Source organism: Dactylosporangium sp. CA-233914, assembly GCF_050942935.1.
Lineage (GTDB): Bacteria > Actinomycetota > Actinomycetes > Mycobacteriales > Micromonosporaceae > Dactylosporangium.
Genome location: NZ_CP192030.1, coordinates 12,965,748 through 12,991,445, shown reverse-complemented (window position 1 = coordinate 12,991,445; position 25,698 = coordinate 12,965,748). Strand labels below are relative to the sequence as shown.

21 protein-coding genes are annotated in these 25,698 nt (G+C 71.0%); 12 read left to right on the top strand and 9 right to left on the bottom strand.

Features of this window, described 5'->3' with window-relative positions; genetic code table 11:
- Positions 1 to 8 precede the first annotated feature (8 nt).
- From ACQPY0_RS58280 to ACQPY0_RS58270, 3 genes are all read right to left on the bottom strand, one after another.
- Positions 9 to 1,562, bottom strand: a complete 1,554-nt coding sequence (locus ACQPY0_RS58280; protein ID WP_432982358.1) for an AMP-binding protein — start codon at positions 1,560 to 1,562, stop codon at positions 9 to 11.
- Positions 1,563 to 1,644: 82 nt separating this feature from the next.
- Positions 1,645 to 2,859: an acyl-CoA dehydrogenase family protein gene (locus ACQPY0_RS58275; RefSeq protein ID WP_432982355.1), complete on the bottom strand. Its 1,215-nt coding sequence runs from the start codon at positions 2,857 to 2,859 to the stop codon at positions 1,645 to 1,647.
- Between the two features lie 5 nt (positions 2,860 to 2,864).
- On the bottom strand, positions 2,865 to 3,320 hold the full coding sequence (locus ACQPY0_RS58270; protein ID WP_432982352.1) for an SCP2 sterol-binding domain-containing protein: 456 nt from the start codon (positions 3,318 to 3,320) through the stop codon (positions 2,865 to 2,867).
- Between the two features lie 69 nt (positions 3,321 to 3,389).
- Between ACQPY0_RS58270 and ACQPY0_RS58265 the strand changes: the two genes are divergently transcribed.
- On the top strand, positions 3,390 to 4,010 hold the full coding sequence (locus ACQPY0_RS58265) for a TetR/AcrR family transcriptional regulator (RefSeq protein ID WP_432982349.1): 621 nt from the start codon (positions 3,390 to 3,392) through the stop codon (positions 4,008 to 4,010).
- 27 nt (positions 4,011 to 4,037) lie between these two features.
- Here ACQPY0_RS58265 and ACQPY0_RS58260 read toward each other — a convergent pair whose 3' ends face one another.
- Both ACQPY0_RS58260 and ACQPY0_RS58255 read right to left on the bottom strand, forming a co-directional pair.
- The gene (locus ACQPY0_RS58260) at positions 4,038 to 4,982 is read right to left on the bottom strand and encodes a rhomboid family intramembrane serine protease (RefSeq protein WP_432982346.1); all 945 of its coding nucleotides are present in this window, start codon (positions 4,980 to 4,982) and stop codon (positions 4,038 to 4,040) included.
- Positions 4,983 to 5,040: 58 nt separating this feature from the next.
- Positions 5,041 to 5,580, bottom strand: coding sequence for a peptidylprolyl isomerase (locus ACQPY0_RS58255; protein ID WP_432982343.1), 540 nt, complete (start codon positions 5,578 to 5,580; stop codon positions 5,041 to 5,043).
- 221 nt (positions 5,581 to 5,801) lie between these two features.
- Between ACQPY0_RS58255 and ACQPY0_RS58250 the strand changes: the two genes are divergently transcribed.
- Positions 5,802 to 6,386 (top strand): hypothetical protein, encoded by a 585-nt coding sequence (locus ACQPY0_RS58250; protein WP_432982340.1) that lies wholly within the window; start codon positions 5,802 to 5,804, stop codon positions 6,384 to 6,386.
- Between the two features lie 58 nt (positions 6,387 to 6,444).
- Here the strand turns inward: ACQPY0_RS58250 and ACQPY0_RS58245 are convergent, their stop codons facing one another.
- From ACQPY0_RS58245 to ACQPY0_RS58235, 3 genes are all read right to left on the bottom strand, one after another.
- Positions 6,445 to 7,587, bottom strand: coding sequence for a magnesium and cobalt transport protein CorA (locus ACQPY0_RS58245; RefSeq protein ID WP_432982337.1), 1,143 nt, complete (start codon positions 7,585 to 7,587; stop codon positions 6,445 to 6,447).
- Between the two features lie 264 nt (positions 7,588 to 7,851).
- Positions 7,852 to 8,946 (bottom strand): PLP-dependent aminotransferase family protein, encoded by a 1,095-nt coding sequence (locus ACQPY0_RS58240; protein WP_432982334.1) that lies wholly within the window; start codon positions 8,944 to 8,946, stop codon positions 7,852 to 7,854.
- Positions 8,947 to 9,064: 118 nt separating this feature from the next.
- Positions 9,065 to 9,451 carry a CBS domain-containing protein gene (locus ACQPY0_RS58235; RefSeq protein WP_432982331.1) on the bottom strand — a complete coding sequence of 129 codons (387 nt, stop codon included), beginning with the start codon at positions 9,449 to 9,451 and terminating at the stop codon, positions 9,065 to 9,067.
- Between the two features lie 163 nt (positions 9,452 to 9,614).
- Here ACQPY0_RS58235 and ACQPY0_RS58230 point away from each other — a divergent pair, with 163 nt between their 5' ends.
- Both ACQPY0_RS58230 and ACQPY0_RS58225 read left to right on the top strand, forming a co-directional pair.
- A complete protein-coding gene (locus ACQPY0_RS58230) occupies positions 9,615 to 10,994 on the top strand; it encodes a GuaB1 family IMP dehydrogenase-related protein (protein ID WP_432995870.1) in 1,380 nt (459 codons plus the stop codon).
- Positions 10,995 to 11,123: 129 nt separating this feature from the next.
- A complete protein-coding gene (locus tag ACQPY0_RS58225; RefSeq protein WP_432982328.1) occupies positions 11,124 to 12,467 on the top strand; it encodes a hypothetical protein in 1,344 nt (447 codons plus the stop codon).
- Positions 12,468 to 12,481: 14 nt separating this feature from the next.
- Here ACQPY0_RS58225 and ACQPY0_RS58220 read toward each other — a convergent pair whose 3' ends face one another.
- On the bottom strand, positions 12,482 to 13,639 hold the full coding sequence (locus ACQPY0_RS58220; RefSeq protein WP_432982325.1) for a glycosyltransferase family 4 protein: 1,158 nt from the start codon (positions 13,637 to 13,639) through the stop codon (positions 12,482 to 12,484).
- A 58-nt stretch (positions 13,640 to 13,697) separates the two neighbouring features.
- On the opposite strand from ACQPY0_RS58220, the gene ACQPY0_RS58215 reads away from it, so the two are divergent.
- The 8 genes from ACQPY0_RS58215 to ACQPY0_RS58180 all read left to right on the top strand — a co-directional run bounded on the left by ACQPY0_RS58215 (position 13,698) and on the right by ACQPY0_RS58180 (position 25,633).
- Positions 13,698 to 14,558, top strand: a complete 861-nt coding sequence (locus ACQPY0_RS58215; protein WP_432982322.1) for an Fpg/Nei family DNA glycosylase — start codon at positions 13,698 to 13,700, stop codon at positions 14,556 to 14,558.
- Between the two features lie 5 nt (positions 14,559 to 14,563).
- Entirely contained in the window at positions 14,564 to 16,018 is a 1,455-nt protein-coding gene (locus ACQPY0_RS58210) for a DUF2142 domain-containing protein (RefSeq protein ID WP_432982319.1), read from the top strand.
- Positions 16,019 to 16,261: 243 nt separating this feature from the next.
- A complete protein-coding gene (locus tag ACQPY0_RS58205) occupies positions 16,262 to 17,770 on the top strand; it encodes a sugar transferase (RefSeq protein WP_432982316.1) in 1,509 nt (502 codons plus the stop codon).
- 14 nt (positions 17,771 to 17,784) lie between these two features.
- A complete protein-coding gene (locus ACQPY0_RS58200; protein ID WP_432982313.1) occupies positions 17,785 to 18,972 on the top strand; it encodes a sensor histidine kinase in 1,188 nt (395 codons plus the stop codon).
- Complete coding sequence (locus tag ACQPY0_RS58195) at positions 18,969 to 19,730, top strand: LytR/AlgR family response regulator transcription factor (protein WP_432982310.1); 762 nt, start codon at positions 18,969 to 18,971, stop codon at positions 19,728 to 19,730. Before ACQPY0_RS58200 ends, ACQPY0_RS58195 begins: the two co-directional genes overlap by 4 nt.
- Before the next feature lie 1,929 nt (positions 19,731 to 21,659).
- Complete coding sequence (locus ACQPY0_RS58190) at positions 21,660 to 22,358, top strand: response regulator (RefSeq protein ID WP_432982307.1); 699 nt, start codon at positions 21,660 to 21,662, stop codon at positions 22,356 to 22,358.
- On the top strand, positions 22,355 to 23,386 hold the full coding sequence (locus tag ACQPY0_RS58185) for a HAMP domain-containing sensor histidine kinase (RefSeq protein WP_432982304.1): 1,032 nt from the start codon (positions 22,355 to 22,357) through the stop codon (positions 23,384 to 23,386). The genes ACQPY0_RS58190 and ACQPY0_RS58185 overlap by 4 nt, the downstream gene beginning before the upstream one ends.
- Positions 23,387 to 24,592: 1,206 nt before the next feature.
- Complete coding sequence (locus ACQPY0_RS58180) at positions 24,593 to 25,633, top strand: DUF4153 domain-containing protein (protein ID WP_432982301.1); 1,041 nt, start codon at positions 24,593 to 24,595, stop codon at positions 25,631 to 25,633.
- Positions 25,634 to 25,698: the final 65 nt, after the last annotated feature.

Here is a 25,698-nt window from a genome sequence, read left to right as displayed (position 1 = left end):
TACCGGCCCTAGCTGGGAAAAAGCTGGCGACGAACGACCTTTCCCGTCGCATTGCGGGGAAGTGCCGTCACAAAGTACACATCCCGCGGAACGGAGAAGCGGGCCAGCCGGTGCCGCACGTACTCGCGCACCGCGTCGGCGTCGACCGCCTCGCCCGGATGCAGCGCGATCCAGGCCGCCAGCCGCTGCCCGAACTCCTGGTCCGGGACCCCGGCCACCGCCACTTCGCGCACCTGGGGCAGTTCGGCGATCACGTCCTCGACCGCGACCGGATACACGTTCTCGCCGCCGGAGATGACCATGTCGTCCTCGCGCCCGTCGACGAAGAGCAGGCCGTCGGGGTCGAGGTGGCCGACGTCGCCGGTGGCGATGAGGTCGCCGTAGTACTCCCGGCCGGTGCCGTTGGTGTAGCCCTCGAAGAGCATGTCGTTGCCGACGAAGATCCGCCCGACCATGCCGGTCGGCTGGAGGGCGCCGGCCGAGGACAGGATCGCGATGCGCGTGCCGCGCGGGGGACGGCCGGCCGTGCCCGGGGCCGCGCGCAGCTCCTTCGGGATCGCGATCGAGGCCCACGAGGCCTCGGTGGAGCCGTAGAGGTTGTACAGCACGTCGCCGTACACATCCATGAACCGCGTCGCCAGTGGGCCGGTCAGCGCCGAGCCCGAGACGGCGACCACCTTCAGCGTGGGAGCCTTCGCCACCGCGGGCGCCTCGAGGATCCGCTGCAGCATCACCGGTACTGCGAAGAGCGACGTGCATTGATGCACGTTGATCGAGGCCAGGGCGTTCGCGGGCGCGAAGCGGCGGTTCAGGGCGATGGTGCCGCGCAGCGCGAGGCACAGCTGCAGGGCGGCGAGCCCCCAGGTGTGGAACAGCGGGGCGGCCACGAACATCCGCTCGCCGGCGTTGAGCGGGATGCGCGACACGACCGTGGCGAGCGGGCCGAGCCCGGCCGGGTTGCGGCGCCGGGCCCCCTTCGGCGCGCCCGTGGTGCCGCTGGTCAGCACCACGATCGACCCCGGCTGCGCCGGTGGGGAGATGTCGGCCGACGGCGAGCGGTGGATCAGCTCCTCGAGCCGCTCGGTCGACAGCCGCGGCAGGTTCGGCGGGACAGCCGCCAGCATGCCCAGGAACACCTCGTCGTGCAGCAGCAGCTGCAGGCCCTGGTCGTGGGCGACCGTCTCGACCTGCGCGTTGCCCAGCCCGGTGTTGACCAGCACCGCCTGCGCGCCGAGCGCGACGACGGCCATCATCGCCTCGACCATCGTCGCGGAGTTCTCGCACAGCAGCCCGACCCGGTCGCCGACGCGGATGCCCCGCTCGGCGCGCAGGGCGTTGGCGAGGCGGCGGACGCGCAGGTCGAGCTCGCCGTAGGTGACCTGGCGGCGCTCGTCGATGATCGCGACGCGGCCCGGGTCGCGGCCGGCGGCGGAGCGCATCTCGCCGTACAACCCGAAGCCCCACCGCCGCAGGGCGTTGAGCTGGCGGACCATCCGGGCGGGGGCGGCGGGGGTGAGGACCTTGCGGCGGGCGAGCGTGCGCAGTACGAATCCGGCGTCCATTGGCGGGGACTCCTCGTTCATGTTTCTTCGGGCGTGAGGGATAAGTCCGAAAACTACCCCCTCGCGACCGATGTTCGCGAGATCAGCGGATGTACATCCCTGAGATCGCGCGGGAGATCACCAGGCGCTGGATCTCGCTGGTGCCCTCGAAGATGGTGTAGATCTTGCAATCGCGGTACCAGCGCTCGACCGGGTGCTCCCGCAGGAAGCCCGCGCCGCCGAGGATCTGCACCGCCTTCTCGGTGACCGCCACGGCCACCTCGCCGGCCTTGAGCTTGCTCATCGAGCCCTCGCCGGCCTCGAAGACGCGGTTGTTGCGCCCCATCCAGGCCGCGCGCCAGACCAGCAGCCGGGCCGCGTCGATCTCCATGCGCATGTCGGCCAGGGCGAACGCGATCGCCTGGTTCTCGATGATCGGGCGGCCGAACTGCACGCGGCCCTTGGCGTACTCCAGCGCGTACTCGTACGCCGCTCGCGCCACCCCGAGCGCCTGCGCCCCGACGGCCGGGCGGGACAGCTCGAACGTGCGCATCGCGGCCTGCCCCTGCGACCGGCGCCCCTCGCGGGCCCGGGCGAGGCGCTCGTCGAGCGCGTCCTTGCCGCCGAGCACCAGTTCGCGGGGGACCCGGACCTCGTCGAGGAACACGTCGGCCGTGTGCGAGGCGCGCAGGCCGAGCTTCTTGAGCTTCTTCGAGCCGTCCAGGCCCTTGGTGCCCGGCGGGACGATGAACGCGGCCTGCCCGCGCGAGCCGAGCTCGGGTTCGACGCTCGCGGTCACCACGTGCACGTTGGCGATGCCGCCGTTGGTCGCATACGCCTTCTGGCCGCTGATCACCCACTCGTGCGTGGCCTCGTCGTAGCGGGCGCGGGTGCGCATCGAGCCGACGTCGGAGCCGGCCTCGGGCTCGGTGGTGCAGAACGCGGCGACCTTGGGGCCGGCGGCGTCGCCGAAGCACTGCGGCACCCACTCCACCATCTGCTCGGGCGTGCCGCTGCCGTAGATGGCGGCCACGGCGAGGCTGGTGCCGAAGATCGCCATGCCGATGCCGGCGTCGCCCCAGAACAGCTCCTCGTTGGCGAGGCACAGCGAGAGGCCGGAGGGGTCCGCCCAGGCGTTGGCGAGGAACTCGAAGCCGTACAGCCCGATCTTCGCCGCCTCCTGGATCACCGGCCAGGGCGTCTCCTCGCGGGCGTCCCACTCCGCGGCGACCGGGCGCACGACCTCGGCCGCGAAGCCGTGCACCCAGTCGCGGAGATCCCGCTGTTCCTCGTTCAGGTCGAGCGAGAACTCGGGCATGAACGTCAGGCCTTCGGGATGTCGAAGAGGTTCGCGATGTTGGCGGCCAGGCCGAGGTCGCCCTTGGCCTTGAGCTTGCCGGTCATGAACATCATCATGGGGTTGCCGACGCCGGAGACGACCTTGAGAAAGTCGACCGGGCCGACGGTGATCGAGAGCTTCGGGTCCTGGTCGGGTGCGGGCGACAGGGCGCAGGCCCCGTTCGCGATGACCAGCTCGTAGGAGTCGGCGCCGCTGTCCGGTGCGCCGGTGATGTTCCAGTGGATGACCGCGTTGGTCGAGCCGGCGCGGTCGGCCCGGAACAGCTCGGGGAACCGGGAGAAGATCGTGTCCAGGATTCTCTTGCGCTGCGGGCTGCTCATGATGTCGGCCAGCTGGGAGTCCGGCGCGGTTTTCACCAGCGCCGCGAACTGCTTCGGGTCGATGTTGTCGAAGTCGCCCAGGGCGTCGAGATCGGACATGGAAGTGCCCTCCATTGAGAAATAAGCTACTCGTGCGTAACCTTACGCACGAGTAGGTAGGGAGGCAAGATGCTCAAACGGCTTCCGCGCGTCGTCCGCGAACAGCAGATGCTCGACGCCGCGGTGAAGGTCTTCTCCAGCCGGGGGTTCCACGCCGCGTCGATGGACGAGATCGCGGAGGTCGCCGGCATCTCCAAGCCGATGGTGTACGCCTACCTCGGCGCCAAGGACGAGCTGTTCGTGGCCTGCCTGCAGCGCGAGGCGACCCGGCTGATGGAGGCGGTCGCGGCCGGCGTCGTGCCCACCGCGCGCCCCGACGAGCAGCTGTGGAACGGGCTGCGGGCGTTCTTCGCCTTCGTCGGCAAGCACCGCGACGGCTGGCGGGTGCTCTACCGCCAGGCCCGCAGCGAGCCGCACTTCGCCGGCGAGCTGGCCGGGATGCGGGCCCGGATCGTCGAGGTCGTCGCCGGGCTGCTGGAGGGCGCGTGCGCGCAGGCCGACGCCGTGGTGCCGGCGCGCCCCGACGACTTCCTGGCCATGGCCTACGCGTACGTCGGGGCGGCCGAGTCCCTCGCCGACTGGCTCGCCGACCACGAGGAGGAGGACCCGGAGCACACCGCGACCCGGATGATGAACTTCGTCTGGGTCGGCGCCGAGGCGCTGCTGCAGGGCCGGGTCTGGCGGGCCTGAGCGGCCCGGTCGCGACAGAATCCCCGCCTAAGCGGTGCCGACGGCGGGGACCTGCGACAGGCCCACCGCGAAGACGACCGCGAGCAGGACCAGGGTGCCGGCCACGGTCGCGACCTGCGCGGCGGTGCGCTGCTTGGCCGGGGCGTAGGCGAAGCCGGCGGCCACGATCGCGCCGGTGATCAGGCCGCCGACGTGGGCCTGCCAGGAGATGTACCCGCTGAAGCTGAACGTGACGACCAGGTTGAAGATCAGCACCGGCAGGACGCTGGCGACGCTGAGCCGCAGCTTGCGCAGGATCACGATGAGCGCGGAGAACATGCCGAAGATCGCGCCCGACGCGCCGGCGCTGGCCACGTTCGGCGCGGAGAGCAGGAACACGAGCACGCTGCCGCCGAGGCCGCAGAGCAGGTACAGCGCCAGGAACCGCAGCCGGCCCAGCGCCGCCTCCAGCGGCCGGCCGAGCACCCACAGCGCCCACATGTTCATCGCCAGGTGCAGGAGGCCGTAGTGCAGAAAGATGGAGGTGAACAGCTGATACCAGTGGCCGTCGGCAACGCTGTTGCCGGGCAGGCGGATGCCGGAGCCGCGGGCGGTGAAGTAGGGCACCTCCGCGCCCCAGTCGTGCAGCGGCGTCGAGCCACTGAGCAGCCCGCCGAGCCCGCCGCCGCCGAGGCCGTCGGCCGCGTTCCGGCCGGAGCTGATGATCCCGATGATGAAGACCAGCACGTTGATCACGATCAGCGTGATCGTGACCGTGCCGGCCGCGCCGGCCTGCGAGCCGCCGAACGCGGTCCGGGCCGGCCGCTGCGTGCGGGCGCCGTCGCGGACGCAGTCCGGGCACTGGAAACCGACCGAGGCCTCGTTCATGCAGTCGGGGCAGATCGGCCGGTCGCACCGGGTGCACCGGACATACGTCTCGCGGTTGGGGTGCCGGTAGCAGACGGGGACCACGTTCGCCGGCGGCTGAGTCATGCCCATAAGGTTAGCCAGAGCTTATGAGGCACTCACCCGGCGGCGTAACCCGTCGTCGCTACGCCGTGCGCTCGATCGTCACGCTCTGAATGACGACGTCGTTGACCGGGCGGTCCATCTGACCCGTCCGGGTGGTGGCGATCTGGTCGACGACCTGGCGGGACTCGGCGTCGGCGACCTTGCCGAAGATCGTGTGCTTGCCGTTGAGGTGCGGGGTCGGGCCCACCGTGATGAAGAACTGCGACCCGTTGGTGCCCTTGCCGAAGCGGATCCCGGCGTTGGCCATGGCCAGCAGGTAGGGCTCGCGGAAGGCGAGCTCCGGGTGGATCTCGTCGTCGAAGTTGTAGCCCGGGCCGCCGGTGCCGGTGCCCGTCGGGTCGCCGCCCTGGATCATGAACCCGCTGATGACCCGGTGGAAGATGACACCGTCGTAGTACGGGCCCTTGCCCGTCTCGCCGGTGCGCGGGTCCGTGTATTCCTTGGTGCCCTCGGCGAGCTCCACGAAGTTGCGCACGGTCTTCGGCGCGTGGTTGGGGAAAAGCTCAAGCCGGATGGGACCGGCGTTGGTGTTCAGCGTCGCGAACAGTTGCTCGGCCACCAGTTCTCCCTTTCCTTGGTGACATTCCGTCATCACGGTATCGGACGCGGATTCTGCCGGTTCCGGGTGTACGGGCCGCCGGTTCGTTGCACGATGACGGAGCGGTCCTGGCCGTGAGGTTCCCCCTGGTCGGATCGGGGTACCGGGGAGAGGACGGGATATCGCCTCGGGAGGTGGAGCAAGTGTTTCGACGTCGTCAGGTGCAGTCATACACCCGGCTCATGCGGGACGAGCTCGGGGAGAGCCTGGATCACCTGCGGATGGCCGCGGCGCATGCCGCCGATGGCGCTTCGGGCGCCTTGGCGCCACGCGTCGAAGCCGCCCGCAAGGCGGTGAAGCCGCGGCTGGACAGCGGGATGAACCGGGCCATGGGCGGTATGGAGTCGGTCGTGGTCATCGCCCGCGAGCGCTCGAAGCAGGCGGGCCGCAAGGCCGGCAAGATAGGGAGCAAGAGCCGCAACAAGCTGATGCGGCAGGAGCGGAAGTCGTCGCGGCGTTGGCCGATGACGATCGGCGGGCTGCTGGCGGCGGGGGTCGCGGTCGGGGCCGCGAGCGCGTACATGCGGCGCCGGCGCAACGAGCAGAGCTGGGACGAGTACGGCTCGACCCGTACGACCGGCGACACCGGATCGATGCTCGACACCGCAAAGTCCACGATGGACGCCGGCGTCGACAAGGCCCGGACGATGGGGGAGGCGGCCAAGGATCGCGCCTCCGACCTGATCGGCCACAAGAGCACCAACACCGGCCCCACCGGCAGCGGCGAGTACGACCGGAACCCGATGTCGCCGAACACCCGCTCTTAGTGCGCTCGATCACGTAGACGGGCCGTCCCCGGCCACGGGGGACGGCCCACCTACGTGATCACAGCCAGCCGCTGCGCCGGAATCCCCAGAACAGCGCCGCCGAGCCGCCGACCATCAGGGTCATCACGCCCGGATAACCGAAGACCCATTTCGTCTCGGGCATGTGCTCGAAGTTCATGCCGTAGATGCCCGCGATCGACGTGACGAGGGCGGCGATCGCGGCCCAGGCGGCGATCTTGCGCATGTCGTTGTTCTGGTCGACGCTCACCTGCGCCAGCCGCGCCGCGAGCACCGAGTTGATGACGTCGTCGAGGTACAGCACCTGCTCCACCGCGCGCGCCAGGTTGTCGGCGACGTCGCGGAAGTATCGGCTGATCTCGTCCGGCACGTCCGCCAGATGGCCGGTGACCAGCCCGTTCATCGGCCGCTGCAAGGGCAGGACGGCCCGCTTGAACTCCATCAGCTCCCGCTTGAGCTGGTAGATGCGCTGGATGCGGTCGGCGCTGCGCCGGCCCCGGTTGCTCCGCTGCGGGCTGAACACCTGGTCCTCGACCGCGGCGACGTCCTCCTCGATCCCCTGCGCGACGTCGACCAGCGTGTCGACCACGCTGTCGGCCACCGCGTAGGCGACTGCCCACGGGCCGCGGGCCAGCACCTCCTGCCGGCGCTCCAGGCCCGAGCGGACCGGGGCGAGCCGGCTCGCGTCGCCGTGCCGGACGGTGATGACGAAGTGCTCGCCGATGAACATCAGCACGTCGCCGGTCTCGACGACCTCGCTGGTGTCGGTCAGCTCGTCGTGCTCGACGTAGCGGGCGGTGCGCATGGTCAGGAAGGTCATCTCGCCGTACCGCTCGACCTTCGGCCGCTGCCGCGACTGCACCGCGTCCTCGACGGCCAGCTCGTGCAGCTGGAAGGTTTCGGCGATCGCCGCCATCTCCGCCGCCGCCGGTTCCTTGAGCCCGATCCACACGAAGCCCCGGTGGCGCCGCGCGGCCTGCAGCGCCTCCTTGTAGTTGCGCTCGCCCGGCTGGCGGATGCCGTCGACGTACAGCGCGCAGTCGACGATCGCGCTGTGTTCGGGCGGCGCCGCCGGGCTCGCGGCGGGCGGGGCTGAGTTGTTGAGTATCCGCGACATCGCCCGCACCGGCCGGGACAGCGCGCGCTGCAACGGACGGGAGTGGGGGTGCTGTTCGTCGGCCATCTCGACCTCCCGGGGGTGAGGCGGAGGCCGGCCCGCACGAGGCCAGAAAAAATGGCACCGGGCGGACCGACCGCAGGTGGGGGGTGGGGGCGCGGTCGGCCCACCCGGTGCCGTTGGGGGGCGGGGGGTGATGCCTGCAGCGCGACTTTGCAAAGCGCGCCGGGCTGGATTGTGATCCATCCGATACCGCCTGGGGAACCACCCCCACCATCACGGTTTGGTGTCAGGTTCCTTGGAACAGGTATTTCAGCGCATTTATTGCTTTCAGGTGGCCTTACGAACGGCCTCGATCGCGGCGGCCAGGCGCTGCACGCCCTCGTCGACCTGATCGGTCAGCACGGCCGAGTACGCCAGCCGCACCGAGTGCTTGCCGCCCTCGAGCAGGAAGTCGCTGCCCTTGACCACGGCCACGCCGAAGTCCCGGGCCGCCACCTTCTCAAGCTCCGTGGTGTCGACGTCCTCGGGCAGCTCCACCCACAGGAAGTAGCCGCCGTCGGGCTCGACGAACGTGGCGTCCGGAATGTGCTTGCGCAGCCCGTCGGCCAGCAGGCGGGCCCGCTCGCCCAGGGTCGCCGCGACCTTCTCGATCGAGCGGTTGATGTCGCCGCTCACGCAGAACTGGTGTGTGACGGCCTCGGCCACCATGCTCGGCGAGATGTAGATCGTCGTGGCGCGCTTGGCGATCCCGCCGATCGTCTCCTTCGGCCCGACCAGGTAGCCGACCCGCAGGCCCGGCGCGATGGTCTTGGTGAACGAGCTCGCGTGGACCACGACGCCGGTCGTGTCCTGCGAGAGCATCGTGGGCAGCTTCTCGCCCCGGAAGCGGATGTCCGCGTACGGGTCGTCCTCGAAGATCGTGAAGCCGTACTGCCGGGCGAGCGCGAGCAGGGCGGTGCGCTTCGCCGCCGACAGCGTGACGCCGGCCGGGTTCTGGAAGTTCGGGATGATGTGCGCGAGGACCGGACGGACCCCGCTCTCCAGCAGCGCGCGCAGCTCCTCGACGTCCAGCCCGTCCGCCTCCAGCGTCACCGGGTGGACCTCGGCCCCCAGGTTGCGCAGGTTGAGCAGCGTCCGGTCGTACGTCGGCTTCTCCACGACCACGGCGTCGCCGGGCTTGACCAGGTGCTCGAAGAGCAGGGCGTCGGCCTGCATCGAGCCGTTGGTCACAATGACCTGCTCGGCCTCCACGCCGTGCTTCTCGGCGATCCACGTGCGCAGCGGAAGATAGCCCACGGACGTGCCGTAGGCCGTGATGCCGGCCGGGTCCACCTCGAAGGCGCGGACCGCGGCGGCCTTGAGCCCCTCGACGTCGATGATGTCGAGACTGGGCGCGCCACGGGCGAAAGAAATCAGCTGCATGCTGGCAGCCTACGCACGCACGCGCTGGCCGTTCAGCCGAGTTCCCGCCCTCCACCTGGGGTGTTTTTCCGCCGGTAACCGGGGTTCTTGCGGCCGGACACCCCGATCACGCCAAGATTCACGCCGGGATCGACGTCTGGACCCAGACACGCACGATGTCGCGCACCGAGATGACGCCCAACACATCGTCGCCGTCGAGCACGACCAGGTGACGGAAGTCGCCGCGGACCATCGCGGCCGCGGCCTGCTCGATCGTCCACGACGGGCTCGCGTAGACGACCTCCCAGGTGATGTGGTCGGCGGCCCGCTCGGTGTCGGGGTCGAGGCCGCCGCCGATCGCGTTGAGGATGTCGCGCTCCGTGATGATGCCGAGCCCGGCGCCGTCGGGATCGATCACGATCGCCGAGCCGACCTTGCGCCCGGACATCAGCCCGGCCGCCTGGCGCAGGGTGTGGTCCGGGCCGAGTTGGACGACGGCCGTGGACATCGCCTCGTGTACCTGCATGTGATCACTCCTCGCGAGGGCGCGGTTACGGCTAATCGTCCCGCCCGGCCCGCGAAGTCTCAAGACCGGCTCACCCACCGGTGCGGGAGAGATACAGTTGCCCAACGTGCGGTTTCTCAACGACCAGACGCCCGGGCACGACCTGACCTACGACGACGTCTTCATGGTGCCGAGCCGGTCGGCCGTGGAGTCGCGGATGCAGGTCGACCTCACCACGCGCGACGGCAGCGGCACGACGATCCCGATCGTCGTGTCGAACATGACCGCCGTCGCCGGCCGGCGCATGGCCGAGACCGTCGCCCGCCGGGGCGGTCTGGCGATCATCCCGCAGGACATCCCGATCGACGTCGTCGCCGAGGCGGTGTCCTGGGTCAAGCGACGCCACCTCGTGCACGACACCCCGATCACCCTCGGCCCGACCGAGACCGTCGCCCTCGCCCTGGACCTGCTGCCCAAGCGCGCCCACGGCGCCGTGATCGTCGTCGAGGACGGCCGGCCGATCGGCGTGGTCACCGAGGCCGACTGCGTCGACGTCGACCGCTTCAGCCAGCTGCGCAGCGTCATGTCGAGCAACCTGCTCACCCTGCCCGACGACGTCACGCCCGAGGAGGCGTTCGACCGCCTCGCCGCCGGCCACCACCGCCTGGCGCCCGTCATCGACTCCGCCGGCATGCTCGTGGGTATCCTCACCCGCAACGCCGCGCTGCGCGCCACGCTGTACTCACCCGCCGTCGACGCCGACGGCCGCCTGTGCATCGGCGCCGCCATCGGCATCACCGGCGACGCGGCCGGCCGCGCCGACAAGCTCCTCGCCGCCGGCGTCGACGTGCTCGTCGTCGACACGGCCCACGGCCACCAGGAGCGCATGATCGGCACGCTGCGCGCGGTCCGGGCCCTGAACCCCTCGGTCCCGGTGGTCGCCGGCAACGTGGTCACCCGCGAGGGCACCGCCGACCTGCTGGCCGCGGGCGCCGACATCGTCAAGGTCGGCGTCGGCCCCGGCGCCATGTGCACGACCCGCATGATGACCGGGGTCGGCCGCCCGCAGTTCTCCGCCGTCCTCGAGTGCGCCGAGGAGGCGCGCCGCCACGGCGCTCACGTGTGGGCCGACGGCGGGGTCCGCCACCCCCGCGACGTCGCTCTGGCCCTGGCCGCCGGCGCCTCCAACGTGATGATCGGCTCCTGGCTCGCCGGCACCCACGAGTCGCCCGGCGACCCGCGCCGCGACCCCGACGGCCGGCTCTACAAGGAGAACTTCGGCATGGCCTCGGCCCGCGCCGTGAGCCGCCGCACCGCCGACGACAGCGCCTACGAGCGCGCCCGCAAGGCGCTGTTCGAGGAGGGCATCTCCACCTCGCGGATGTATCTCGACCCGCGCCGCCCGGGCGTCGAGGACATCCTCGACGAGATCGTCGCCGGCGTGCGCAGCGCGTGCACCTACGCGGGCGCCCGGGACCTGGTCGAGTTCGCCGCGCGGGCCACGGTCGGCATCCAGAGCGCGGCCGGTTACGCCGAGGGAAAGCCCCTCGATGTGAGCTGGTAGCCCCGGTCGTCGAGCCGGCCTGGTCCGGCCCGCGATCACCTGGGAATTGCCTCAATGACCGGATGGTCTCATCACTCTGGGGTCCCGTAAGGTGCGTGTCGTGAACCTCGCTCGCGACCCTCTCGGCTTGTGACGCCACGGCCGATGCTGCGCCGCCTGCAGGGTCTGCGCGGCGCATCCCGCTTCGTCGGAGCGGGCCTGCTCGACCAGGTCGTCATCGCCGCGGCCAACTCCGCGAACACGCTCCTGGGCGGCATCCTGCTGTCCAAGGAACACTTCGGGGCGCTGGCGCTCGCCCTGGCCGTCGGTTACTTCGCGATGTACCTCAACCGGGCGATCGTCGGCGACGTCCTGCTCGCCCTGGCCTCCCGCTACGACGGCGAGCCCCGCATCCGCCTGGCCCGCAACGGCCTGGCCACCGCCCTGTGCTCGGGCCTGGTGACGACGGTCGTCTTCGTCCTGCTCTGGGCGTTCTGGCCCAGCCGCGGCGAGATCGACCTGCAGCAGCTCATCTGGCTGGCGCCGTTCATGGTCCCGATCATGCTGCACGACACGGCCCGCTGCGATTATCTGGCCGACCGCCGCCCGGACAAGGCGCTCGGGATCGACCTGGTGTGGGCCGGCACCCAGGCCGTCATGGTCGTGCTCATGGTCGTCACGCACAGCTCCAGCGCCGGCGGGCTGCTGGCCGTGTGGGGGCTCGGGGCGACCGCGGGGATCACGACGTATCTGCTGCGCGAGCGCCGCCTGCCGTGGCAGGGCAGCCCGGGCGCCTGGCTGGCCGAGACCCGCCACCTGTCGAGCTGGTTCACGATCACCGCGATCGTCGCCCAGATCCAGGTCCTGGCGATCAGTTTCGTCGTCGCCGGGCGCCTGTCCAAGATCGATCTGGGCAACCTGCGCTTCGTGCAGACGGTGCAGCTGCAGCCGGTGCAGAACCTGATCCAGGCGATCCAGAGCCTGCTGGTGCCGCGGGCGTCGCGCAACGCCGCCGACGCGGCCAAGCCGGGCCCGGAGGGCGCCGAGGCCGCCGACGCGCTGCGCCGCCAGACCCGCACCCTGGCCCTGGCCTTCGCCGTTCTCGGCGCCCTGATGGTCCTGATCGTCTGGCCCGTGGTGTCGTTCGTGCTGGTGCACACCGGAAAGTTCGCCGAGGCCGCCCCGCTGGCGCTGCCGATCGCCCTGCAGGGAGCGGTCTATCTGCTGCAGGTGCCGTTCACGGCGGCCATGCGCGGGATGCACCGGGCGCGGATGCTCTTCCTGCAATACGTGGTGTTCGCGGTCGTCTCCCTCAGCGGCCTGACCCTGGGCGCGGACTACGGCGGCCTGCACGGCGCGGCGTGGGGCCTGCTGACGGGCTCGACAGCTGGCCTGATCTGCATGGTCGTCCTGTACTCGTACGCACTGCGCTGGGTCGGCCCGCCGGCCGGCACGACGGCCCCGGCCCGCATCGACGCCACCCAGAACGCCTGAACGACCCGGCGGAGTCAGTTACGCGTGGTAACGGTGCGGTACACGTCGATCAGGCGTTCGGTCAGGACGTCCGGGGCGAACTCCGACTCGTAGCGCGCCCGCGCCACCGGGGCGAGCTCCGCCGCGCCCGCGCTCGCCTTGACCAGACCCTCGGCCAGCGCCTCCGGCGTGGGCTCCACCACCCAGCCGGCGTCGCCGGTCAGATACGGCAGGCCGCCGCGGTCCGTGACCAGCACCGGGCGGCCGCCCGACAGCGCCTCCAGCACGATCGTCGGCAGCACGTCGTGCCAGGTCGACGCGGCGATCACGCACGCGGCGCGGGCGATCTCGGCGCGTACCTCGGCGTTGTCGACCGGGCCCACGTACGTGATGTCGGAGCGCGCCGCCGCGGCCTGCTCCGCCCGCGGGCGCAGTGGGCCGTCGCCGACGATACGCAGCGTGCCCAGCGCGCCGTCGCCGTGCCGCAGCCAGGCGTCGAGGACCAGCTCCAGGCCCTTCTCCGGGGTCAGGCGGGCGGCATACAGGAAGCCGCTGCCGGGGGCCGTGGCCGCGCCGGCGTCGGGGATCCCGTTCGGCTTGACGGTGATGCGGGACTCGGGGATGCCGAAGTCGGCCAGGTGCGCGGCGATGCGGTCGGTCAGCGCGATGAAGTGCTCGACCCGCTTCCAGGTGCTGCGGTGGTACGTCAGCGTCGCCGCCATCACCGCCGACTGGGCCTTCGAGCCGCGGTAGCACGTGTGGGTGACCGCCGGTAGGGGGAACGTCCGGCCGCGGCACTCGGTGCAGATGTGGCCGTCGCGGAAGTACAGGCCCGGCGCGCACACTTGGCGGTAGTTGTGGACCGTGTGCACGACGGGGACGCCGTGCGCGTGGGCCGTCTTCACCACCGTGGGTGACAGCAGTGGATACGGGTTGTGCAGGTGTACGACATCCGGCTTTTCGCTCTTCAGCAGCGCGGCCAGGGCGCGCTGTGAGTCGCCGCCCAGCATCGGCGACAGCGGCAGGAGCACCTTCTGGGCCTTGGAGAACGTGCCGATCTCGTCGGAGCTGCGCAGGAACGGCAGCACGGTGACCCCGGCCGCGCCGAGCTGCGCGATCTCGGCGTCGACGATCACATTCTCGCCGGAGGGCTGCCCGGAGGCATACCGGTTGTGCGCGACGACGATCTTCATTGACTGGCTTTCATGATGACGAAAAGCCTACGGCCCCCGCTTGAGGCAGACTGTACGGGTGCCCGAGCTTCCCGAGGTCGAGGCGCTCGCCGCGTTCCTGCGGGAGCGCGCCGCCGGCCACACCGTCGACCGCATCGAGGTCTCCGCGATCAGCGCGCTGAAGACGTTCGACCCGCCGATCACCGCCGCGGCCGGCCGGCCGATCACCGGCGCGTCCCGGCACGGCAAGTTCCTCGACGTCCACGTCGGGGACGATCTCCACCTGGTCGTCCACCTGGCCCGCGCCGGCTGGCTGCACTACCGCGACTCGTTCAACGCCAAGACGCCGCTCAAGCCCGGCTCCGGGCCGATCGCGCTGCGGGTCCGCCTCGACGACGAGTCCGGCTTCGACCTGACCGAGGCCGGGACGAAGAAGAGCCTCGCGGTGTACTTCGTGACGGACCCCCGCCTCGTCCCCGGCGTCTCCCGCCTGGGCCCGGACGCGCTCGAGGTCGGCGAGGAGGGCTTCGCCGCCGCGATGCGCTCCCGGCGCGGCCAGATCAAGGGCGTCCTCACCGACCAGACGATCCTCGCCGGGGTCGGCAACGCGTACTCCGACGAGATCCTGCACGCCGCCAAGCTGTCCCCGTTCGCGCTGACCAACAAGATCACCGACGAGGCGATGGGGCGCCTGCACGCGGCCATGCACACGGTGCTCACCGACGCCGTCGCGCGCTCGGTCGGGCAGAAGGCGGCCACGCTCAAGTCCGAGAAGCGCTCCGGGCTCGCCGTGCACGCGCGCACCGGGCTGCCCTGCCCGGTCTGCGGCGACACGGTGCGGGAGGTGTCGTTCGCGGACACCTCGCTGCAGTACTGCCCGACCTGCCAGACCGGCGGCAAACCCTTGGCGGACCGGCGCCTGTCCAAGCTCGTACGCTGAGCCGCGTGCGCCGCACCTTTCTCATCGCTTTCGCCGCGTTCTTCCTGTTGGGTGCCGCGTGGGCCCTGGCCCTGCCGCCGAACGGGACCTACGACGAGAAACAGCACCTCGTGCGCGCGTACGCGGTCTGGACCGGCCAGTGGCTGCCGCACGACCGCGCGGTCGACGCGAGCGGCATCGAGACGAACGCGTTCACCGGCCCGCGCAGCCTGCTGCCCGACAACGCCGACTGCACCTTTATCGACAAGCCGGACTACCACCCGGCGTCCTGTCTGGTGACGACGAGCGACCACGCGGACACGCTCATGCCGAGTGCGGCCGCGCGGTACAGCCCGGTCTACTACGCCCTGGTCGGCCTGCCCCTGCGGATCAGCCCCGACGGCACCGGCCTGATCTGGGCCCGGCTGCTCTCGGCCGCGCTGTCGGCCCTGCTGCTGGCCGCGGCCGTGGCGATCGCGCCCGGGCGGCTGGAGCGGCTCGCGGTAGTCCTGGTCACCACGCCGATGGCGGCGGACCTGGCCGGCTCGATCAACCCCAACGGGCTGGAGATCAGCGCGGCCGTGCTGCTCTTCGTCGCGCTCCTGCACCGCCGCTGGGCGCTGGCCGGAGCCGGCGCCGTGCTGCTGTTCACCGCACGGGACCTCGGGCCGTTCTTCGTGCTCGCGGTGGTGGTGATATCGCTCTTCGTGACCAGGACGCACCCCCGGGCGCTGCTGCACCGCGCGTTCCTGGTCCCGGCCGCGCTCGGGGCGGCGTTCGCGGTGTTCTGGGCGCTGGTCGCGTCCCGGGGCAGCGACCTCGACCCGGGCCGACCGGTGCCGCCCACGTCGTCCGGCGCGATCCTGAGCGGGATCGCGCATGGCCGGGCCGAGTTCTGGGCGCGACAAATTGTCGGCCAGTTCAACTACGGCGAGACCACGCTATCGATCGCCGTCATCGGAATGTGGTACCTGCTGTGCGCACTCCTCGTCCTGCCCGCGCTGCGGTTCGGCGACCGCCGCCTGCGCCTCGGCATCGTGACCGCCCTCGCCGGCAGCGCGGCGCTGCTGGTGGCGCTGGAGCTGTACTTCGCGCCGAAGGTCGGCGATTTCGCCCATGGCCGGTATGTCATGCCGCTCGGCGTCGGTGTGGTGTTGCTTGCTCCGCTGGCGTTGCGGGATGCGAACGGTCGTTACGCAACGTGGCTGGCGCGGCGGCCCTGGCGCGCGTGGGTGCCGGTCGCGGCGGCGGCGCTCGCAGTACCGATGCAGCTCTATGCCCTGGCCAGGGTGATGACCCGCTTCCAGCGCGGGATCGCGGCCGGGCTCAACCCCTTCGGCGGCAGCTGGTCGCCGCCGCTCGGCAGTGCGGTGCCACTTCTGTGTGCTTTGGTGGGTGCTGGGCTACTAGGTGTGATTGTTACGCGGAGTTCTGTCCGCCCTACGCCAGTGCACTCGACAGCGAATACGTTCAGCAACTAGTGTCGGCCGGTCGTCATCGGCAGCCGAAGCCGCCGTGGGACACTTTGCACGTACTTTTCCGGTGCCCGTGAACCAGCAGCACTCACGGGCTTTCAAACGCAACCGGCCGAGCGGAGCAGTGCCGCGATCCACGCATCGCGGTGCGAGTCAGTGCCGCGGTGTTCGCATCGTGGTGCGAGAGGACGCGCTGAGGTGACCGCTAGTCTCCAACGTCCGGCCACCCAGCCGAGCCGGAGATCGACCTTGGGTGAACTCGACAGTTTCGAGATTCTGCCCGACCACGCGGTGACCCCCCTGGGCCCCAACGGCGTGCCGCGCTCGGGCTGGCAGCGCACCAAGCGGGCCGCGCGCTGGCATCGGCCCTACGCCGCCATCCTGGTCCTGCTCGACATCGGCGCGATCGCGCTGTCCTCGTTGATCGCCCGGGCCAACCTGCAGAACGCCGACGTCGGCTTCAAGAACGAGCCGGGGCTGTTCACCCTGATCTCGTACGTGTTGCTGCCCGCCGTGTGGCTGCTGGTCCTGTGGGGTCACGGGGCGTACGACCGCCGCTATCTCGGCACCGGCACCGACGAGTTCAAGCGCGTGGTGCGCGCCTCGTGGACCGTCGTGGCGATCATCGCCTTCGCGGCGTTCGCGTTCAAGATCGACGTGTCCCGGTTCTCGGTCGGCTTCGCGCTGGTCGGCGGGCTCGTGTTCGTGCTGCTCTTGCGATACGCCGCCCGCCGCGTCCTGCACCTCGCGCGGACGAAGTTCCACCTGGCGACCCACCGCATGCTGCTCATCGGCACCCTGCAGGAAGCCCTGGAGGTGCACGCGGCGATCGCCCGTGACCCCGCCTCGGGCCTGGTGCCGGTCGGCATCCACCTGACCGAGGGATACGCGCCGCAGCCGAGCACCGTGACCCCGGTGCCCGTGCACGCCGGCCGTGACATCCTCTCCCTGGTCCGCGAGCTCAACGCCGACACGATCGCGGTCTGCGGCTCGGCCAGCGCCGAGCCCGTCGAGCTGCGCCGGCTCGCCTGGCAGCTCGAGGGCACCGGCATCGATCTGGCCGTGGCGCCGCAGCTGACCGACATCGCCGGCCCGCGCGTGCACATCCGCCCGATCGAGGGCATCCCGCTGCTCTATGTCGAGGAGCCCAAGCTCTCCGGCGTCGGCTGGCTGTTCAAGAACATCCTCGACCGGTTCCTCGCCCTGGTCGGCCTGCTCATCGTGCTGCCGTTCTTCCCGCTGGTGGCCCTGGCCATCAAGCTCTCCGACCCGGGCCCGATCTTCTTCCGCCAGCCGCGCGTCGGGCGCGAGGGCAAGACGTTCAAGGTCTGGAAGCTGCGGACCATGTACGTCGACGCCGAGGAGCGCCTCGCGACGCTGCACGACCAGAACGAGAGCGACGGGCTGCTCTTCAAGATGAAGAACGACCCGCGCATCTTCCGGGTCGGCAAGTGGCTGCGGGCGACCTCGATCGACGAGCTGCCCCAGCTCATCAACGTCCTGCTCGGCGAGATGTCCGTCGTCGGCCCGCGGCCGCTGCCGGCCGAGGACGGCGACTTCCTCGGCGACGTCCGCCGCCGCCTGCTGGTCCGTCCCGGCATCACCGGCCTGTGGCAGGTCTCCGGCCGCAGCGAGCTGAGCTGGGACGACGCCGTGCGCCTGGACCTCTACTACGTCGACAACTGGTCGCTGGTCCTCGACCTGAACACCATGTGGCGCACCATCTGGGTCGTGGTCTTCCGCAAGGGCGCCTACTAGCCCACTATGGCCGCGTGGGAGCCAACCTCGCGGGCGGGCTGATCATCGTCCTGCTCGTCGCCGCGCTGGGCGGGGCCGTGTACGCGGTCATCCGGCACCGCGGCCGGCGGGCCATCGCGACCGCGGCGCAGCGGGCGACGTACGACGTGCTGCACATCGCCGAGCTCGCCGCTGAGCCGCTGCGCAGCGGGCTCACCGAGGCCGCGGCCGGCAAGGCCATCCGGCACCTGCGCACGCTCACCGGCGCCGCCGGGATCGTGGTCACCGACGCCCGGCGGGTCCTCGCCTTCGACGGGATCGGCGAGCACCACCGCGACCAGGCCGCCGCCGCGGCGGCCAAGGCGGTCACGGCGGGCCGCCCGACCGTCCTGGGCAGCCGCGACCTGCCCTGCGACCTCGTCGACTGCCCGATCCGGGGCGCGGTGGTGGTGCCGCTGGCGCAGCGTGAGGGTGCCCTTGTCGCCCTCTCCGACGGTCCGCCCGCGCCCGGGCTGGTGCAGGCGACCGCCGAGACCGCGCGCTGGGTCGGCACCCAGCTCGCCCTCGCCGAGCTCGACACGTCTCGCGCCCGGCTGGCCCGCGCCGAGGTCCGGGCCCTGCGCGCGCAGATCAGCCCGCACTTCATCTACAACGCGCTGACCGCCATCGCGAGCTTCGTGCGCACCGACCCGGAGCTGGCCCGCGAGCTGATCCTGGAGTTCGCGGAGTTCACGCGGTACAGCTTCCGGGCCCACGGGGAGTTCACCACCCTGGCCGAAGAGCTGCGTTCCATCGATCGGTATCTCACCATCGAGCGGGCGCGCTTCGGCGAGCGGCTGCAGGTACGACTCCAGATCGCCCCCGAGGTGCTGCCGGTGACCCTGCCGTTCCTGTGCCTGCAGCCGCTGGTCGAGAACGCCGTCCGGCACGGGCTGTCCCGCAAGCCCGGCATGGGCACGGTGAGCATCGTGGCCCGCGACGCCGGCGCCGAGTGCCACATCACCGTCGAGGACGACGGCGTCGGCATGGACCCGGCCGCCCTGCTCAACGCCGACGACGCCACGGACGCGGGCCAGCACGTAGGCTTGCGCAACGTCGACGATCGGCTACGTTCGGTCTTCGGCGACGGCTTCGGCATCGTGGTCGATACCGCGCCGGACGCCGGGACCAAGGTGAGCATGCGCGTGCCAAAGTTCCATCCGGGAGTGAGGAGCGGAACGTGACCGACCACGGCTATCTCCGCGTGCTCGCCGTCGACGACGAGGTCCCCGCCCTGGACGAGCTCGCGTACCTGCTGCGCGCCGACCCGCGCGTGGGCCGCCTGCACTGCGCCGGCGACGCCACCGAGGCCCTGCGCGTCCTGCGCGACGCCGACGTCGACGCGGTGTTCCTCGACATCCGCATGCCCGGCCTCGACGGCATGGAACTGGCCCGCGTCCTCGGCCGCTTCGCCAAGCCCCCGGCGATCGTATTCGTCACCGCGTACGACGACCGCGCCGCCGAGGCCTTCGACCTGGGCGTCGCCGACTACGTGCGCAAACCCGTGCGCGCCGACCGCATCGCCGAGTCCCTCCGCCGCGTCCTGGCCACCCGCCTGGTCCCCGCCCACCCGTCCGTTGCTGCCGGCCGCGACCGCCAGGACGACCCGACGATCCCGGTCGAGCTCGCGGGCACGACCCGGATGCTGCCGCGCTCATCGGTCCGCTGGGTAGAGGCCCAGGGCGACTACGCACGCCTGCACACAGCCGACGCCTCCCACCTGGTCCGAGTCTCACTGGCAACCTTGGCCGAGCGCTGGGCGGACGCGGGATTCGTCCGAATTCATCGCTCGTACCTCGTGCAGCTCAAACTCATAACCGAACTACGCATGACAAACTCGGGCTACGTAGTGCTGATCGACGACCACGAGCTACCAGTCTCACGCCGGCACACACGGGAACTCAAGGACCGCCTGGTCCGCGCGGCCAAGTCGTGGACCTAAGCCGACCCAGGCCCGACAAGTCGGACGTGTTGGCATTTGAAGCGGGCGCGGGATTCTTCGCGCATGCGCTAGCCAACCTACGGCACGCCCGCGTCGCGGCAGTTCAAGCCGCTCGGCATGGTCTGAGCTCCCGTGGGTCGGCAATGCCAGGTGTCCAGCTCGGCGGCCAGGGCAACAGAGCCGCGACTTCGCCCGGTGACGACAACACTGTCATCTCGGCGGGGACCGTGCTCCGGCTCGGCCCCTACGCTCCGAGGCGATGAACGCAGGCAGCGACCGACCCGGCGTCGCCGGCCGTGGTGATGCTGTCGGGCCGCGTGTCCGGTGACTGCTGTGAGGTCGTCTGGTGGTCCAAGGCGGCAGTCGGTGAGATTGGGGGCGCGGGTGAGAAGGCGGGTGCGGTCCGGGAGAGGCGCGTGGTGGTCTGCCTGTGGCGGGGTTGGGTGGTGGTGCGGGATGTGTCGGTGGTGCGGTGGGCGGAGGGGTGGTGAGTGCTGGGGTTGGTGCGGTGGGTGGTGGTGCGGTGTTGCTGGACCGGCTCGGTTGCTGCGTTGGTGATGCGATGTCGCTGCCGTGATCGTGAGGCTGGTGCGGCGGCGGTGACGCAGTATCGCTGCCGTGACGGTGAGGCTGGTGCGGCGGTAGTGGTGACGCTATGGATCGACGGCACGCCGACTGGCCGGGCCGGGGACGCGGTGACTGAATCGATTGGGAGCGCGGTGACTCGATCGGTCGGGGGTGCGGCGGCTGAACTGGTCGGGAGCGTGGTGAGTCGATCGGTCGGGGGTCCGGTGGCGTCGGTGCGGGCTGAGAGCGCGGCGAGGGTGAAGGACTTGGCGAAGGCTCTGGCGATGGTGCACGGGACGTCGGCGGCGATGGTGGCCTCGGCGACTGCGTATGAGATGTCGGTGGCGGGGGCGGCGCCGGTGGGGCGGCAAGGTCGCGAGGACGCGGCGGCCCGGGCGGGGTGGGCGCGGACGGATCGCAGCGGGGGTTGGGCTGGGTGGCCGAACCACGGGAGTCGGGCTCACTCACCGGACCGCGGGTGCCGGGCTGAGTCACGAGACGGCGGGAGTCGGCCTTACTCACCGGACTGTGGGTGCCGGGCTGAGTCACTGGACTGTGGGTGCCGGGCTGAGTCACGAGACGGCGGGAGTCGGCCTTACTCACCGGACTGTGGGTGCCGGGTTGGGTCACCGGACTGCGGGAGCTGGGCTGAGTCACGAGACGGCGGGAGCTGGGCTGAGTCACGAGACGGCGGGAGTCGGCCTTACTCACTGGACCGTGGGCGCCGGGTTGGATCACCGGACTGCGGGAGTCGGGCTCACTCACCAGATCGCGGGAGTTGGGCTCAGCCACCGGACGGTGGGATTCGGGCTGGGTTGGCGAACAGCTTGGGGTGGGTTGAGTTGACGGGCGGCGGGGACTGGGCTGACTGGCCAGAGCGCGCCGGCGGGCGGCTCGGGCATCCTGTTCGGCCCAGTGGGCGGTGATCTCGGCGGTGCGGGCCTCGGCGTCCAGACGGGCCAGGCGCTCGGCGTGGCGGGCCTCCAAGCCGCGGCGGCGAGCCTCAGCGAACTCGGCACGCACCGCACGGCGACGGGCCACCCGACGACGGCTCTCGGCCAGCATCGCGTCCAACCGGCTACGCCACTCCGACTCGGCGATCCCGGTCAGCACCTCACTCATGAAGACAACCTAGAACACGGGTACGACAAAAACCGCTGACCAGGGGAAACATTGCGATCTTGACCTACTGGCAGTCGTTCGGCTGAACGGGCATGACTCCGATTCAGGCCGCGTTGGCCTCGATGAAAAGCCGGGTAGCGGGTGTGGGCGCGGGTCGGCGTGAAGGGTGGGCAAGGTTCTCCACAAATCCTGCACATTGCCGACTGAGTGCCTGCACGAGCCGCGAATACGCTGCTAGGTATGAACGCTGCTGGGGAGCGACGCCGTGTGCTCGTTGTCGATGACGAGCGGATGATCGCGGAGTCGATCGCGGTGCGGCTGCGGGCCGAGGGGTTCTCGGTGGACACTGCGCACGATGGGCCGGGGGCGGTGGCCGCCGCGCGGCTCATCCGGCCTGACCTCGTCGTGCTTGACGTCATGCTGCCGGGCTTTGACGGGCTTGAGGTCTGCCGGCGGATACAGGCCGACCGGCCCGTGGCAGTGCTGATGCTCACGGCCCGCGACGACGAGACCGACATGCTCGTCGGGCTGGCCATCGGCGCCGATGACTATCTTACCAAGCCGTTCTCGATGCGGGAGCTGGCCGCGCGCGTACACGTGCTGCTGCGGCGGATCGAGCGGCTCGCGCAGGTACAACCGGATCCCGATCAGACCCCGATCGTCCTCGGGGATCTCGAGATCAACCGGGCGCAGCGCCGCGTCACCCGGGCCGGCGTGGAGGCGCACCTCACGCCGACCGAATTCGATCTGCTCGTCAACCTGGCCAGCCGCCCGCGGACCGTACTGCCCCGCGAGCGGCTCCTCGCCGAGGTCTGGGGGTGGGCGGACGCGTCGGGCACCCGTACGGTCGACAGCCACATCAAGGCGCTGCGCCGCAAGCTGGGGGCCGACCTCATCCGCACCGTCCACGGCGTCGGCTACGCCCTGGAGACCGCATGACGCGAAGCATGAAGAAGATCATCGACCTGCTGCCACGCCCGTTGGACCCGCTGCGGTCGATCAAGCTCAAGCTGGCCATCCTGCTGCTGGCGTCCGCGTGCGCGGGGCTCGGCGTGTTTTGGATCGGCATCGGGTGGATTCCGCCGAACACGACGTACATCGCGCTGACCGTCGGCCTCGTCACCTCCCAGGTCCTGGCTCACGGCGTGACCCGGCCGCTGCGCGAGATGACCGCCGCCGCCCGGGCCATGGCCCGCGGCGACTACTCCACCCGCGTGCGCGCCACCTCCAAGGATGAGGTCGGGCAGCTCGCGGTCGCGTTCAACCAGATGGTCGGCGAGCTCGCCGCGGCCGACCAGCAGCGCCGCGAGCTGATCGCGAACGTCTCGCACGAACTGCGCACACCGATCTCCGCGGTGCAGGCCGTCCTGGAGAACATCGTCGACGGCGTGGCTGAGCCGGACCCCGCGACGCTGCGGACGGCGCTGGCCCAGACCGAGCGCCTCGGCCGGCTCGTGACCGAACTGCTGGACATCTCCCGGCTTGACGCGGGTGTCGTACCCCTGGATCGTGAGCTGTTCCACCTCGAGGACCTGCTGCACGAGGTCGTCGCCGAGGCCGAGGTCAAGGCGCAGGCGGCCGGTTACAAGGTCGAGTACCTCTCCTGCTCCTTCCCGGAGAACGCCCTGGTCAGAGCCGACCGGGCGCGCCTGCACCACGTCCTTACCAACCTCGTCGACAACGCCACCCGGCACAGCCCCGATGGCGGGACGGTCACCATCCTTGGCCGTCGCGAGCACGGCCGCGTGATGATCGAGGTCGCCGACGAGGGCCCCGGCATCCCGCACGAGGAGCGCGAGCGCGTCTTCGAGCGGTTCACGCGCGGCGCCCGCGCTTCGGGCGGCGGCACCGGCCTGGGCCTGGCCATCGCCCAGTGGCTGATCCAGCTGCACGACGGCACCATCGCCGTCGTCGAGCAGCCCGACAGTCTCCCGGGGTGCCGCATCCGGGTCACGCTGCCCGTCTGACCTTCACAGACCTTCTCCCCGTGACCGGCCATGAGCCGGCCGCGCGGATCCGCGCGCCCTGAAGCAGGAGTCCATCCGATGGTTATCACCCCGGTCCGCACGGGCCCGCCGCCGACCCTCTGGCAGCGCGCCTGGCCGCAGATGCAGCCGGTCGCCGGCCGTACCGCCCTGTATGGCGCCCTGACCGCGGCCGTGGTCGCCGCCGTCAGCCTCCCCACCGACCGTCCCGGCATCGGATGGTCGATCGCGGGTCTTGGCCTGCTCCTGCCGCTGGCGGTACTCCTCAGGCGCCGGCCGGAGTCGTTGCTGTGGTGCGCCGCCGCCGTGGCGCTGCTGTCGGTCGGCTTCTTCCGCGCGGCGGGCTGGCTGTTCGGGTTGTGCGCGTTGACCGCGTTCGGCTGCGTGGCCATCGCCGCCAGCCTCAGTCGCCGCATCCCGGCCGTGCTCCTGGCGCCATTCACGCTGATCTTCGCCGCCTTCCGCGCCGTGCCGTGGGCGGTAGCGACGATAAATAGTGAAAAATCCGGAAAGTCGGACAGCGGGAAGGGTGTGATTGGGGCGGGTGGTGCGGGGAGCTCGAGGACCGCAGGGAATGCAGGCGGCGCGGCGAGCACGGCGGGGAGCGCGGTCGGTCCGGGGAGCGCGGATGGTGCTGGCAGTGTCGGCGGTGCGGCGAGTGCCGGCGGTGCGGGGAGTGCGGACGGTGGCGGTGGCGAGAGTGTCGGCGGTGCGGCGAGTGCCAGTGGTGCGGGGAGCGTGGATGGTGCTGGCAGTGTCGGCGGTGCGGGGAGTGCGGGCCGTGCGCGGAGCGCGGGCGGTGCGGGAAGTGCCAGCCGTGTGGGGAGGGCGGATAGCGTCGGCAGGGCGGGGAACGTGGATGGTGCCGGCGGTGCGGGAAGTGAAGGGGGTGCCAGTGGCGCGGGGAATGCGCGGGGTGTCGGCGGCGCCGGAAGTCTGGGTGGTGGCGGCGGTGCGGTCAAAGCTGGCGGTGCGGGGAGCGCGGATGGTGCCGCCGGTGGGGGAAGCGCAGGGGAAGTCGGCGGAGCGGGGAGTGCGGGCGGTGGCGGTGGCGCGGGAACCCCAGGGGGTGCACAGGCCGCAGGAAGTGCCGACGGTGGGGGAAGTGCAGGGAACTCGGACGGGGCAAGGAGCGGCGGCGGGGCAGCGGGCGTGGGTGGGGCAAAGAGCGTAGGGAGCGCGGATGGCGTGAGGGGTGCGGGGAGTGCGGACGGGGCGGGGGGTGGGCTGCGGCTGCTGGTCTCGATTGGGATCGCCCTTGTGCTGGTGCTGATCTTCGGGGCCCTCTTTGCCAGCGCCGACGCCGCGTTCGGCAGCGTTGTGGACGAGGCCGTGCCGTCCGTGGATGCCGGTACCGTGGTCCGCTGGGTGTTTGTCGGGCTTCTTGCCGGCGGCCTCTCGTTGGGCGCCGCGTTTCTCGTCGCGAACCCGTCACGCGTCGGTGAGGGGGAACCCCGCGGCGGGCGCCCGGTCCGGCGGGTCGAGTGGCTGGTGCCGGTCGGTGCGGTGCTGGCCTTGTTCGTGCTGTTCGTGGCCGTCCAGCTGACCGTGCTCTTCGGCGACCGCGAGTATGTCATGCGCACCGTCGGCCTAACCTTCGCAGAATATGCCCGCAAAGGCTTCTGGCAACTCCTCGTCATCACGATGCTCACGCTCGGCGTCATGGCCGTCACCATGCGAAAGGCACCCCGGGACGCGAAGGCCGACCGGGTTCTGCTGCGGGCCGTGATCGGGGCGCTCGCGGTCTGCTCGCTCGTGGTCGTCGGGTCGGCGCTGTGGCGGATGAGCGTGTACGAGGAAGCGTACGGCTTCACGAGGCTCCGCGTTTTCGTCAGTGCCGTCGAGCTCTGGCTCGGCGGGATCTTCGTCCTGGTCGTCGCGGGCGGGCTGGAGCGTCGGGTGACCTGGCTGGGGCGGGCCGCGGCGGGCCTGTGGGTGGCGACGCTGCTCGGGCTCGCGGTGCTGAATCCGGACCGGCTCATCGCCGCGCACAACGTCGAGCGGAGCAACGCCGACATCTGGTACCTCGGCACGCTCTCCGCCGACGCCGCCCCCGAACTCGACCGGCTCCCGGCCGGCGCCCGGGAGTGCGCGCTCGCCGGGATCGCGGGTGAACTGTACGCCGACCGGGACGACTGGCGCGGATGGAACCTCGCGCGGGCCCGCGCGCGTCAGATCGTCCCGGAGCCGGTGCTGACCGGGGACTATCCCTGTTACCGGCGCTACTGAACGGGGGGCCGACATTCGGACGGGGGATGTCGGCCCCTTGCGTTCGTTTCACCCGCGTTGCGAGA